This is a genomic window from Streptomyces sp. T12 (assembly GCF_028736035.1).
Classification (GTDB): Bacteria; Actinomycetota; Actinomycetes; order Streptomycetales; family Streptomycetaceae; genus Streptomyces.
The window spans coordinates 7,915,001-7,929,112 of the sequence record NZ_CP117866.1; the positions used below are offsets into that span (position 1 = coordinate 7,915,001).

A 14,112-nucleotide genomic window follows, 5' to 3' on the forward strand; every position below is an offset into this window, starting at 1 on the left:
CTCATGGGTGGAACGTTGATTATTCGGCACCGTCAGTCATCTCGGGCTGTTAGTACTGCTCTTCGGAGTGTGGAACGCTGATCACGAGTGGCGAGGGTGTCGGGCACGCTGTTGGGTATCTGAGGGAATGAACCCCCTCGTGATGCCGACCCCAGTGAACTTGCCTCAAGGGGCAGGGTGATGGGTGGTTGGTCGTTGTTTGAGAACTGCACAGTGGACGCGAGCATCTGTGGCCAAGTTTTTAAGGGCGCACGGTGGATGCCTTGGCACCAGGAACCGATGAAGGACGTGGGAGGCCACGATAGTCCCCGGGGAGTCGTCAACCAGGCTTTGATCCGGGGGTTTCCGAATGGGGAAACCCGGCAGTCGTCATGGGCTGTCACCCATACCTGAACACATAGGGTATGTGGAGGGAACGCGGGGAAGTGAAACATCTCAGTACCCGCAGGAAGAGAAAACAACCGTGATTCCGGGAGTAGTGGCGAGCGAAACTGGATGAGGCTAAACCGTATACGTGTGAGACCCGGCAGGGGTTGCGTATGCGGGGTTGTGGGATCTCTCTTTCACGGTCTGCCGGCCGTGAGACGAGTCAGAAACCGTTGATGTAGGCGAAGGACATGCGAAAGGTCCGGCGTAGAGGGTAAGACCCCCGTAGTCGAAACGTCAGCGGCTCGTTTGAGAGACACCCAAGTAGCACGGGGCCCGAGAAATCCCGTGTGAATCTGGCGGGACCACCCGCTAAGCCTAAATATTCCCTGGTGACCGATAGCGGATAGTACCGTGAGGGAATGGTGAAAAGTACCCCGGGAGGGGAGTGAAATAGTACCTGAAACCGTGTGCCTACAAGCCGTGGGAGCGTCGGAATGTGCTTGCACATTCTCGTGACTGCGTGCCTTTTGAAGAATGAGCCTGCGAGTTTGCGGTGTGTTGCGAGGTTAACCCGTGTGGGGAAGCCGTAGCGAAAGCGAGTCCGAATAGGGCGGTATAGTAGCGCGCTCAAGACCCGAAGCGGAGTGATCTAGCCATGGGCAGGTTGAAGCGGAGGTAAGACTTCGTGGAGGACCGAACCCACCAGGGTTGAAAACCTGGGGGATGACCTGTGGTTAGGGGTGAAAGGCCAATCAAACTCCGTGATAGCTGGTTCTCCCCGAAATGCATTTAGGTGCAGCGTCGTGTGTTTCTTGCCGGAGGTAGAGCACTGGATAGGCGATGGGCCCTACCGGGTTACTGACCTTAGCCAAACTCCGAATGCCGGTAAGTGAGAGCGCGGCAGTGAGACTGTGGGGGATAAGCTCCATGGTCGAGAGGGAAACAGCCCAGAGCATCGACTAAGGCCCCTAAGCGTACGCTAAGTGGGAAAGGATGTGGAGTCGCAGAGACAACCAGGAGGTTGGCTTAGAAGCAGCCACCCTTGAAAGAGTGCGTAATAGCTCACTGGTCTAGTGATTCCGCGCCGACAATGTAGCGGGGCTCAAGCGTACCGCCGAAGTCGTGTCATTGCGATATGTACCCCCAACGGGGATCGTGATGGGTAGGGGAGCGTCGTGTGCCGGGTGAAGCAGCACCGGAAGGTAGTTGTGGACGGTTCACGAGTGAGAATGCAGGCATGAGTAGCGATTCACACGTGAGAAACGTGTGCGCCGATTGACTAAGGGTTCCTGGGTCAAGCTGATCTGCCCAGGGTAAGTCGGGACCTAAGGCGAGGCCGACAGGCGTAGTCGATGGATAACCGGTTGATATTCCGGTACCCGCTGTGAAGCGTCAAACATCGAACCGGGCGATGCTAAGTCCGTGAAGCCGCCCCGGAGCCTTCGGGCAAAGGGGAGTGGTGGAGCCGACGAACCAGACCTGTAGTAGGTGAGTGATGGGGTGACGCAGGAAGGTAGTCCATCCCGGGCGGTGGTTGTCCCGGGGTAAGGGTGTAGGCCGAGTGGTAGGTAAATCCGCTGCTCATCAAGGCTGAGACCTGATGCCGAGCCGATTGTGGTGAAGTGGATGATCCTATGCTGTCGAGAAAAGCCTCTAGCGAGTTTCATGGCGGCCCGTACCCTAAACCGACTCAGGTGGTCAGGTAGAGAATACCGAGGCGTTCGGGTGAACTATGGTTAAGGAACTCGGCAAAATGCCCCCGTAACTTCGGGAGAAGGGGGGCCACGCTTGGTGAGAGGACTTGCTCCTCGAGCTGGGGGTGGCCGCAGAGACCAGCGAGAAGCGACTGTTTACTAAAAACACAGGTCCGTGCGAAGCCGTAAGGCGATGTATACGGACTGACGCCTGCCCGGTGCTGGAACGTTAAGGGGACCGGTTAGTGCGCTTTCGGGCGTGCGAAGCTGAGAACTTAAGCGCCAGTAAACGGCGGTGGTAACTATAACCATCCTAAGGTAGCGAAATTCCTTGTCGGGTAAGTTCCGACCTGCACGAATGGCGTAACGACTTCTCGACTGTCTCAACCATAGGCCCGGTGAAATTGCACTACGAGTAAAGATGCTCGTTTCGCGCAGCAGGACGGAAAGACCCCGGGACCTTTACTACAGTTTGATATTGGTGTTCGGTTCGGCTTGTGTAGGATAGGTGGGAGACTTTGAAGCGGGCACGCCAGTGTTCGTGGAGTCGTCGTTGAAATACCACTCTGGTCGTGCTGGATGTCTAACCTGGGTCCGTGATCCGGATCAGGGACAGTGTCTGATGGGTAGTTTAACTGGGGCGGTTGCCTCCTAAAGAGTAACGGAGGCGCCCAAAGGTTCCCTCAGCCTGGTTGGCAATCAGGTGTTGAGTGTAAGTGCACAAGGGAGCTTGACTGTGAGACCGACGGGTCGAGCAGGGACGAAAGTCGGGACTAGTGATCCGGCGGTGGCTTGTGGAAGCGCCGTCGCTCAACGGATAAAAGGTACCCCGGGGATAACAGGCTGATCTTCCCCAAGAGTCCATATCGACGGGATGGTTTGGCACCTCGATGTCGGCTCGTCGCATCCTGGGGCTGGAGTCGGTCCCAAGGGTTGGGCTGTTCGCCCATTAAAGCGGTACGCGAGCTGGGTTTAGAACGTCGTGAGACAGTTCGGTCCCTATCCGCTGTGCGCGTAGGAGTCTTGAGAAGGGCTGTCCCTAGTACGAGAGGACCGGGACGGACGAACCTCTGGTGTGCCAGTTGTTCTGCCAAGGGCATGGCTGGTTGGCTACGTTCGGGAGGGATAACCGCTGAAAGCATCTAAGCGGGAAGCCTGCTTCGAGATGAGGACTCCCACCCACTTGATGGGGTAAGGCTCCCAGTAGACGACTGGGTTGATAGGCCGGATCTGGAAGCACGGTAACGTGTGGAGGTGACCGGTACTAATAGGCCGAGGGCTTGTCCTCAGTTGCTCGCGTCCACTGTGTTGGTTCTGAAACCACGAACAGCCCCACGTTTCACAGAGCGTGGTGCGGCTGGATAGTTTCATAGTGTTTCGGTGGTTATAGCGTGAGGGAAACGCCCGGTTACATTCCGAACCCGGAAGCTAAGCCTTACAGCGCCGATGGTACTGCAGGGGGGACCCTGTGGGAGAGTAGGACGCCGCCGAACTCCTTTTAATAGGGTTGGACCTGGAACTTCGGTTCCGGGTCCAACCCTTTTTTGTTGTGCGTCACCTGAAGTTCACGTTCCGCAACGAACATCCCCCGTATGGGTACTGCTGCAATGCTCAGGGCGGCCGGCGTAGGCGTCGGTGACGAGGTTGTCGTACCGGCCTTCGGGAACATCGAAGTAGCCGAAGCTGTGGTTCTGGCCGGCGCACTGCCGGTCTTCGCCGACATAGACCCGGTGACGTACTGCCTGGAAGCTGTGGCTGTCGAGGCGGTCGTCACCCCGCGGACGGCGGCTGTCATCGCCGTACATCGATTTGGTCGTTCGGCCGATATCGCGCGGTTGCACGAGCTCGGGCAGCGGCATGGGCTGTTGGTGTTGGAGCAGGGTGAGTCCGAGGCTCCGTACGACGAGATTGCTCAGCGCAGGCAGCGGGCCTCCTATCTGGATGCGAAGTTGAAGGGTGTTCAGACGCCTGACGGCGGTGACGGGCACACCTACCAGCAGTACGTCGTGCGGGTGCCGGGCAACGGGCGGCCGGACCGGGACGCTTTCGCTCGGGCCGTGCGGGCCCGGGGAGTTGAGTGCCGGGTGCCGGTGAAGACGCCCGTACATCGACTTCCTGAGTACCGGCGGTGTGTGTCTCTGCCGGAGACTGAGCGGGCCGCTGATGAAACGTTGGCTCTGCCTGTCGACGCCTCTCTGACGAAGCGGGACATGCAGCGGATCGTGTCGGCCTGCAATGCGCTCGGAGGACTGCTCCAACCCGCCTTCTGAGCGAGTTTGGGAGCACGGGTGTGTTCGGGGTATGATCTATTCCGTTGCCGCGAGGGAAACTTCGCAAAAGGTGACAGGCCCCTATAGCTCAGTCGGCAGAGCGTCTCCATGGTAAGGAGAAGGTCAACGGTTCGATTCCGTTTGGGGGCTCCGAACAGAAGGCCCCGCCCATTCGGGCGGGGCCTTTCTCATGCCCTCCGAGTGTCTTCGCTCAGTCCTTGTGGATGCCCGGCACGCGCATTGCCAGGATCGCCATGTCGTCGGACGGGGCGTCCGAGGCGAAGCGTTCGACCGCGCGCATGATGCGGGCTGCCACCGCGCCCGCCGTCAGGCCGGTGCAGGTGGTGAGAACGTCGGTGAGGCCGTCGTCGCCCAGCATGCGGCTGCCTTCGCGGCGTTCGGTGACGCCGTCCGTGACGCACAGGAGCACGTCGCCCGGGTCGAGGGTGACCGTCTGCTCGTAGAGCTCCAGGTCCTCCATGACGCCGAGAAGCGGCTGCGGCTCGGCGGCCGGCTCGACCGTGCCGTCCTGGCGCAGGCGGAGCGGGAGCGGGTGGCCGGCGCAGACCACCTTCAGCTCCGCGCTTCCGTCCTCCTGCGGCCTCAACTCGCCGTAGAGGAGCGTCAGGAAGCGGCTGCGGGCGCCCTCGTCGAGGATCGCGGAGTTCAGGCGCTCCAGGACCGCCGGGCCGCTGAGGCCCTCGCGTGCGAGGAGGCGTAGCGCGTGCCGGGCCAGGCCCGTGACCGCGGCGGCGTTCGGGCCCGTACCGCAGACGTCGCCGATGGCGAAGCCGTAGGCGCCGTCGCTGATCGGGAAGAGGTCGTAGAAGTCGCCGCCGACCTCGTTGCCCTCGCCGGCCGCGCGGTAGATGACCTCGACCTCGACGCCGTCGATTTCGGGGAGCTCGGGCGGCAGGAGGCTGCGCTGGAGGGACTGGCTGATGGCCGTGCGCTCGGAGTAGAGGCGGGCGTTGTCCAGGGCCAGGGCGGCTCGGCGGCTCAAGTCCTCGGCCAATTCCAGGATTTCCTGGCGGAAGTGCTCGTCGGTCGGCTTGCCCAGCGTCAACATGCCGATGACTCGGTTGCGGGCCACCAACGGCAGTACGACCGTCTCGCCGCCCACCGCGGATGCCGTGGCCAGGGTGGGGCCGATGCCTGCGCTGATGCGGCCGATCGGCTCGCCCAGGCCCAGACTGCGCATGGAGGTGCGCAGGGCCGCCTGGTGGGCCGACTCGGCGGGAGCCGACCAGACGCGGGCGCCGGGGGTGGGGACCGGGTCCGGTGGGGCGATCTTCGACAGCAACGACTTAATGCCGTCGATGAGTTCCTCGTCCTCGTGCAGGACGTACGACAGGTACGGCTCCGAGGCCTGGTCGGCGATCGTGTAGACAGCGCACCAGGTGGCCAGGGTCGGGACCGTCATCTGGGCCATCAGGGCCAGGGTCTGGTCGCGGTCCAGGGTGCCGGCGAGCAGGTCGGAGGCCTCGACGAGGAAGCTGAGTGAGCCTCGGCGCAGGCGTTCCAGTTCGCCCAGGCGGGCCGACTCCACCGCCAACGCGATGCGGTCGGCGGCGAACTGCAGGCGCAGCGCCTCTTCGTTGGAGTATCTGGCCGGCGCCTCGGCGGCGACGCCGAGCGAGCCGGTGAGGCGGCCTTCGACCTTCAGGGGCACCGTGACGACCGAGCGCATGCCGGTGCCGTTCAGCAGTGGTACGGCGCCGGGGACCATGGTGAGGTCCTCGTGGACCGCCGGCATACGGGCCGACCCGTAGCGGCCTGGGCCCGCTTCGACGGGCACGCGCGCGAAGCGCTGGCGGGCGGAGGGCAGGCCGGTCGAGGCGCGGACCTCCAGCTCCGTTTCGTCGTCGGTCGCGAGAAGCAGGAACGCGGAGTCGCCGTCGAGCATGTCGCGGGCGCGTTCCACCGTGCGCTGGAGGAGGCCGTCGAGGTCGTCCGGGGCGGGGGAGCCGATGAACACCTCGAAGGGGTCGGTGCTCTGGCCCTCGGAGGTGGTGGACGTGTCGGAGGCCGGTACGCGCAACGGGGTCTGCAGGACGGCGCGTTCGTGGTCCCGGACCAGGAGGCAGACCGTGGAGGGTTCGCCGCCCGTGTCGCGGACGCGGAGGTGGGAGGCGTACACCGGTGTGACGCGGCCGTTGGCGCCCCTTATGCCGTAGCTGCCCTCCCAGCGGGAGAGTTGGAGCGCCTCGGCGATACCGGTACTGGTGCCCGGCGTGTGCGGCCAGGCCGCGAGGTCGGTCAGGGGCTTGCCGATGACCTGCTCGGCCGCATAGCCGAAGAGATCCTCCGCGTCCTCGTTCCAGGACGAGATGGCGCCCGTACGGTCGATCTGGACCACCGCGACGCGGACGCGGCCGTCGGCGAGCGGGAGGAGGTCGGAAGGGAGCGCCGGGCCGGCCGCGCGGGTGCCCACCGGGCGTTCGGGGAGGTCGAGTTGGAACCAGACCTGCTTGTGGGTGGGCGTGTACTCGACGCCCCAGCAGGCGGCCAGGGCCGCGCACAGCTGGAGGCCGCGGCCGCCCTCGCGGTCGGGGCTGCCCATGTTGACAGGCGAGCCCTGGAGAGGGATCTCCCGCTCCGGATACCGGTCGGCCACCTCGATCCGTACGCCGTCGTCACTGCGCAGGCACAGAACGTCCGCGGACGTTCCCGCGTGTACGACGGCGTTCGTCACCAGCTCGCTGGTGAGGACGACCGCGTCGTCGACGATGTCGGCGAAGCCCCAGCCCTGGAGCGTGTCGCGGACGAAGGAGCGGGCGCTCGCAACTGATCGCCCGACGGGATCGAAGCTGGCTGCCGCGCGCGCGGTGATCACAGAACTCCTCGTCCGGTTGTCGACGTGCAGGGCTCCGTGGCCGAGCGGGTCGCGCCGCTGGTGCGGCATGTGCGCGCCCGTCGGCCGGTCCGGGGATGGTCCCCCCGGGATCAGTCCGGTGGTCATGTCCGGCTGCCCCTCCGATGCCCGCTCGTGCTCCTCCTGCCACCGCCCAGGCCGGACGGACCGGCGCGGCTGGACAGCCGCATGCAAGGTTACTTACCTTCGACGGCCATGCGGATGCCGGTCTGCAGTGTTTCCGTCCGGAGGGTGTGCGGACGATGTGCGAAGCTGCCGAACTGTTATGGCCGGGTTCAGCCAGGGTGAAACACTGGGCAAGCTTCTTGTGAAGGTCCGGGCAGGCTGAGTGTCATTCGCGTTCTGCGGGCAGCAGCACGTGGTGTGGCCTGGTATATCCGGCAGGAATGCCCAGCAGTAACGGGTACGCCGAGTAGTAGAACCCGAGCACAGCAGTAACGGTCGACCCCTGCGGGAGGGACACAGTGGAGTCTGGCGCAGCGACGCGGGGCACTAAGACGCGCGCGAAAGGCGGACAGTCCCTGAAGAACGAGCGCAAGCCGCGCAACGGGACCACTGCGGTGGACACCGCTGCCCTGAACCGGCTGATGGCGGCCTTGGTGTCGATGCGCGACGGGAACTTCCGGAAGCGGCTCACGGTGTCCGGGGACGGCGTGATGTCCGAGATTGCCGCGGTTTTCAATGAGGTGGCCGACCGCAATCTCCACTTGACGGGTGAGTTGGCGCGGGTGCGGCGCATGGTGGGCCGTGAGGGCAAGCTCACGGAGCGGCTGGAGACGGGCGCCTGTGAGGGTTCCTGGGCGGCCGCCGTCGACAACTCCAACGCCCTGGTCGACGACCTCGTACGGCCCGTCTCCGAGGTCGGCCGGGTGCTGTCCGCGGTGGCCGAGGGTGATCTGTCGCCGCGTATGGAGCTGCGGACGCAGGCGCCGGACGGGACCGGGCATCCGCTGCGGGGTGAGTTCCTCAAGGTCGGGCGGACTGTAAACAACCTTGTCGATCAGCTGTCGACGTTCACCGACGAGGTCACGCGCGTGGCCAGCGAGGTGGGCACCGAGGGCAAGCTCGGCGGGCAGGCACGCGTGCGTGGCATGTCGGGTTCGTGGAAGGACCTCACGGACTCCGTCAACACGATGGCGTACCGGCTGACTGCCCAGGTGAGGGACATCGCGCTGGTGACCACGGCGGTCGCCAAGGGCGATCTGTCCCGGAAGGTCACTGTTCATGTGGCCGGCGAGATGCTGGAGCTCAAGAACACCGTCAACACGATGGTGGACCAGCTGTCGTCGTTCTCGTCCGAGGTGACGCGAGTCGCGCGCGAGGTGGGCACCGAGGGCGAGCTGGGCGGGCAGGCGCAGGTGCCGGGTGTGGCCGGTGTGTGGAAGGACCTCACCGATTCGGTGAACCTCATGGCCGGCAACCTGACCGCGCAGGTGCGAGGGATCGCCCAGGTGACCACCGCGGTCGCCAACGGTGACCTGTCGCAGAAGGTGACCGTGTCGGCGCGCGGCGAGGTCGCGCAGCTCGCGGACACGATCAACCAGATGACCGAGACGCTGCGGATCTTCGCGGACGAGGTCACACGCGTGGCCAACGAGGTCGGTGCGGCCGGACAGCTGGGCGGTCAGGCGAATGTGCCGGGTGCGGCCGGTACCTGGAAGGACCTGACGGACTCCGTCAACACGGTGTTCCGGAATCTCACCATTCAGGTGAGGGACATCGCCGCGGTCACAACGGCCGTGGCCAACGGTGATCTCTCTCAGAAGGTCACGGTCAACGTGGCCGGCGAGATGCTCGAGCTGAAGAACACCGTCAACGGCATGGTCGATCAGCTCTCATCCTTCGGTTCCGAGGTCACGCGTGTCGCGCGTGAGGTCGGTGTCGAGGGTGAGCTGGGCGGGCAGGCGCAGGTGCCGGGTGCGGCGGGGACGTGGAAGGACCTGACGGACTCCGTCAACACCGCGTTCCGGAACCTCACCGGACAGGTGAGGAACATCGCCCAGGTCACGACGGCGGTGGCCAACGGCGACCTGTCGCAGAAGGTCACCGTGGACGTCTCCGGCGAGATGCTCCAGCTGAAGAACACCGTGAACACGATGGTGGATCAGCTGTCGTCGTTCGCCGACCAGGTGACGCGGATGGCCCGGGACGTGGGTACCGAGGGCCGGCTGGGCGGTCAGGCGGTCGTACCGGGTGTGGCCGGCACGTGGAAGGAGCTCACCGACTCCGTCAACGGAATGGCAGGGAACCTCACCGCCCAGGTGCGGAACATCGCGCAGGTCACCACTGCGGTGGCCCGCGGTGACCTGTCGCAGAAGATCGACGTCGATGCGCGCGGCGAGATCCTGGAGCTGAAGAACACCATCAACACGATGGTCGACCAGCTCTCCGGCTTCGCCGACCAGGTGACCCGGGTCGCCCGTGAGGTGGGCACCGAGGGCCGCCTGGGTGGTCAGGCGCAGGTGCCCGGCGTCGCGGGTGTGTGGCGGGACCTGACCGACTCCGTGAACGGAATGGCAGGAAACCTAACGGCCCAGGTGCGGAACATCGCGCAGGTCGCCACGGCGGTCGCCCGGGGTGACCTGTCGCAGAAGATCACCGTGGACGCGCGCGGCGAGATCCTGGAGCTCAAGAACACGCTGAACACGATGGTCGACCAGCTGTCGTCGTTCGCGGAGGAGGTCACCAGGGTCGCCCGCGAGGTGGGTACGGAGGGCCAGCTCGGTGGTCAGGCCGAGGTGCAGGGCGTCTCCGGCACCTGGAAGGACCTCACCCAGTCCGTGAACTTCATGGCGAACAACCTGACCATCCAGGTGCGTCAGATCGCCGAAGTCACGACCGCGGTCGCCAAGGGTGACCTGTCGAAGAAGATCACCGTTGACGCGAAGGGCGAGATCCTCGAGCTCGTCACGACCGTCAACACCATGGTCGACCAGCTGTCCAGCTTCGCCGAGCAGGTGACCCGGGTGGCCCGTGAGGTGGGCACCGAGGGCATCCTGGGCGGCCAGGCGCACGTTCCCGGTGTCACGGGCATCTGGAAGGACCTGAGCGGCAACGTCAACCTGATGGCCAAGAACCTGACCATGCAGGTGCGGAACATCTCCCAGGTCGCGGCGGCGGTCGCCAACGGTGACCTGACGCGGACGGTGACGATCGAGGCGCGCGGCGAGGTCGCTCAGCTCGCCGACACCTTCAACACCATGGTCAAGACGCTCAGTTCGTTCGCCGACCAGGTCACCAAGGTGGCCCGCGAGGTGGGCACGGACGGCATCCTCGGTGGTCAGGCGCATGTGCCGGGCGTGGCGGGCACCTGGAAGGACCTCACCGAGTCCGTGAACCAGATGGCGTCCAACCTGACCGGTCAGGTGCGCAACATCGCCCTGGTCACGACCGCCATCGCCAAGGGCGACCTCTCCAAGAAGATCGACATTGACGCTCGTGGCGAGATCCTCGAACTCAAGACGACGATCAACACGATGGTCGACCAGCTGTCGTCCTTCGCGGAGGAGGTCACCCGAGTCGCCCGCGAGGTGGGAACCGAGGGGCAGCTCGGCGGCCAGGCACGCGTGCGTGACGTCGACGGGACCTGGCGCGACCTCACCGAGTCCGTGAACGAAATGGCAGGAAACCTTACTCGGCAGGTGCGTGCCATCGCGCGCGTGGCGACCGCGGTGACCCGCGGTGACCTGAACCTGAAGATCGACGTCGACGCCTCCGGCGAGATCCAGGAACTCCAGGACTACATCAACAAGATGATCGCCAACCTGCGCGACACCACGATCGCCAACAAGGAACAGGACTGGCTCAAGGGCAACCTCGCCCGGATCTCCGCCCTGATGCAGGGCCGCCGTGACCTGGAGGACGTGGCCTCGCTGATCATGAGCGAGCTGACGCCGGTGGTGACAGCGCAGCACGGCGCGTTCTTCGTCGCCATGCCGCTCCTCGACGGCAAGGACCTGGCTGCCGAGAACGACGACCACTACGAGCTGCGGATGCTCGGGTCGTACGGCTACTCGATGGGTTCCATGCCGACGTCCTTCCGGCCGGGTGAGGCGCTCATCGGGACGGCCGCCGAGGAGAAGCGCACGATCCTCGTGGAGAACGCGCCGAGCGGCTATCTGAAGATCTCCTCCGGGCTCGGCGAGGCGCCGCCCGCGCAGGTGATCGTCCTTCCGGTGCTGTTCGAGGGCAAGGTGCTCGGCGTGATCGAGCTGGCGTCCTTCACGCCGTTCACGCAGATCCAGAAGGACTTCCTCAACCAGATCGCCGAGATGATCGCGACCAGCGTCAACACCATCTCCGTCAACACCAAGACCGAGGTGCTGCTGAAGCAGTCGCAGGAGCTGACCGAGCAACTCCGTGAGCGGTCCGCCGAGTTGGAGAACCGGCAGAAGGCCCTCCAGGCGTCCAACGCCGAGCTGGAGGAGAAGGCCGAGCTGCTGGCTCAGCAGAACCGCGACATCGAGGTGAAGAACACCGAGATCGAGGAGGCGCGGCAGGTCCTGGAGGAGCGTGCCGAGCAGCTCGCGGTCTCCATGCGCTACAAGAGCGAGTTCCTCGCCAACATGTCGCACGAGCTGCGTACGCCGCTGAACTCGCTGCTGATCCTCGCCAAGCTGCTCGCCGACAACGCCGAGGGCAACCTCTCGCCCAAGCAGGTCGAGTTCGCCGAGACCATCCACGGCGCCGGTTCCGACCTGCTCCAGCTGATCAACGACATTCTCGACCTGTCGAAGGTCGAGGCGGGCAAGATGGACGTCTCCCCGACGCGTATCGCGCTCGTCCAGCTCGTCGACTACGTGGAGGCCACCTTCCGGCCGCTGACCGCGGAGAAGGGCCTGGACCTGTCCGTACGGGTCTCGCCGGAGCTGCCCGCCACGCTGCACACCGACGAGCAGCGGCTCCTGCAGGTGCTGCGCAACCTGTTGTCCAACGCGGTGAAGTTCACCGACTCCGGATCGGTCGAGCTGGTCATCCGGCCGGCCAGCGCGGACGTGCCGATGAAGATCCGGGAGCAGCTGCTGGAGGCCGGTTCGCTGACCGAGGCGGACGCGCCGCTGATCGCGTTCTCCGTGACCGACACCGGTATCGGGATCGCGGCCAGCAAGATGCGGGTGATCTTCGAGGCGTTCAAGCAGGCGGACGGCACGACCAGCCGTAAGTACGGCGGTACGGGGCTGGGGCTGTCCATCTCGCGGGAGATCGCGCAGCTGCTCGGCGGGGAGATCCATGCGCAGAGCGAGCCGGGACGCGGCTCGACATTCACGCTGTATTTGCCGCTGCACCCGAGCGAACTGCCCCCGCACGGCTACCAGCAGCAGCTGCCGGCCCTCGACGCCGGCGCCCTGGTGGCATCGGCGGCCGAGCTGGCGGAGCTGTCCGACGTGGAGATCGAGACGCCGGCCGAGGTGAGGTCGTACCGGGAGACGCAGAACGGCGCCGCCGCGCTCTTCAGGCGCCGCCGCAGGGCCGCGAGCGAGCTCGAACAGCGGCCGGCGCAGCAGGAGCAGTGGCCGGCGGCGGAGCGGGAGGCGGCGCCGCAGGCGCACCGGGGCATCCGGTTCGGTGGTGAGAAGGTGCTCATCGTCGACGACGACATCCGCAACGTCTTCGCACTGACCAGCGTCCTGGAGCAGCACGGCCTGTCCGTGCTGTACGCCGAGAACGGCCGAGAGGGCATCGAGGTCCTGGAGCAGCACGACGACGTGGCAGTCGTCCTGATGGACATCATGATGCCCGAGATGGACGGATACGCGACGACCACGGCGATCCGCAGGATGCCGCAGTTCGCCGGGCTCCCGATCATCGCGCTGACCGCCAAGGCGATGAAGGGCGACCGGGAGAAGGCGATCGAGTCGGGCGCTTCCGATTACGTCACGAAGCCGGTCGATCCCGATCATCTGCTGGCGGTGATGGATCAGTGGATGAGGGAGCAGTGACAGGAACCAACAGTGTTCACACGGAGTTGCTGACTCAGTGTGCTCGAAGCCGTGTAGAAGTGCGGGATTGGGGGAACCTTCTGGTCTCCCGCTACGTTTCTGCTACGTGCACAGTGACATCGCGGTGACAGGGTGTGGCGACAGGCGGGGTGCGGCTACCATGACCGGCACGAGGGCGGGCGGCGTAAGGGAGTCGTCCCCTGGGGCGGAGCCCGGTGCACTGCCGGGGCGAGGAGGGCGGGCCATGGTGCAGAAGGCCAAGATCCTCCTGGTCGATGACCGGCCGGAGAATCTGCTGGCGCTGGAGGCGATCCTCTCTGCGCTCGATCAGACGCTGGTACGGGCATCGTCCGGGGAGGAAGCGCTCAAAGCACTGCTGACGGACGACTTCGCGGTCATTCTGCTGGACGTCCAGATGCCGGGAATGGACGGTTTCGAAACCGCGGCGCACATCAAGCGGCGGGAACGGACCCGCGACATCCCGATCATCTTCCTCACCGCGATCAACCACGGCCCGCATCACACGTTCCGTGGCTACGCGGCGGGGGCGGTGGACTACATCTCCAAGCCGTTCGACCCGTGGGTGCTGCGGGCGAAGGTCTCCGTGTTCGTCGAGCTGTACATGAAGAACTGCCAGCTGCGCGAGCAGGCGGCGCTGCTGCGGCTCCAGTTGGAGGGCGGCGGCAAGGCCACGGACGGGGACGCGAAAGAGCCGGCGGGCCTGCTCGCCGAGCTGTCGGCGCGGCTCGCCGCGGTCGAGGAGCAGGCCGAGGCGCTGTCCAAGCAGCTTGACGACGAGTCGGCGGACGCGGCGGCGGTGGCCACGGCAGCTCATCTCGAACGCAAACTCACGGGATTGCGGCGGGCACTGGACGCGCTGGAGCCGGGCACGGGGAGCACCTCCTCGGTGCCCTCGCAGAACTGACATCGCGGTGGCGCGCGTTGGCCGGCGAGCGACGCCGAGC

4 protein-coding genes, 1 tRNA gene and 2 rRNA genes are annotated in these 14,112 nt (G+C 65.2%); 6 read left to right on the forward strand and 1 reads right to left on the reverse strand.

The genetic code is table 11. From position 1 onward, the window contains the following. Positions 1-231: 231 nt before the first annotated feature. The 4 genes from PBV52_RS35655 to PBV52_RS35670 all read left to right on the forward strand — a co-directional run bounded on the left by PBV52_RS35655 (position 232) and on the right by PBV52_RS35670 (position 4,483). A 23S ribosomal RNA gene (locus PBV52_RS35655) occupies positions 232-3,351 on the forward strand. Positions 3,352-3,439: 88 nt separating this feature from the next. Beyond that, positions 3,440-3,556 (forward strand): 5S ribosomal RNA (gene rrf / locus PBV52_RS35660). 114 nt (positions 3,557-3,670) lie between these two features. Beyond that, a complete protein-coding gene (locus PBV52_RS35665) occupies positions 3,671-4,333 on the forward strand; it encodes a DegT/DnrJ/EryC1/StrS family aminotransferase (RefSeq protein WP_274244068.1) in 663 nt (220 codons plus the stop codon). A gap of 77 nt (positions 4,334-4,410) precedes the next feature. After that, positions 4,411-4,483, forward strand: a tRNA-Thr gene (locus PBV52_RS35670). 61 nt (positions 4,484-4,544) lie between these two features. Here PBV52_RS35670 and PBV52_RS35675 read toward each other — a convergent pair. Beyond that, complete coding sequence (locus PBV52_RS35675) at positions 4,545-7,295, reverse strand: SpoIIE family protein phosphatase (RefSeq protein WP_274244070.1); 2,751 nt, start codon at positions 7,293-7,295, stop codon at positions 4,545-4,547. A gap of 377 nt (positions 7,296-7,672) precedes the next feature. Between PBV52_RS35675 and PBV52_RS35680 the strand changes: the two genes are divergently transcribed. Next, the gene (locus tag PBV52_RS35680) at positions 7,673-13,147 is read left to right on the forward strand and encodes a HAMP domain-containing protein (RefSeq protein WP_274244072.1); all 5,475 of its coding nucleotides are present in this window, start codon (positions 7,673-7,675) and stop codon (positions 13,145-13,147) included. 244 nt (positions 13,148-13,391) lie between these two features. Next, on the forward strand, positions 13,392-14,072 hold the full coding sequence (locus PBV52_RS35685; protein WP_274244075.1) for a two-component system response regulator: 681 nt from the start codon (positions 13,392-13,394) through the stop codon (positions 14,070-14,072). Positions 14,073-14,112: the final 40 nt, after the last annotated feature.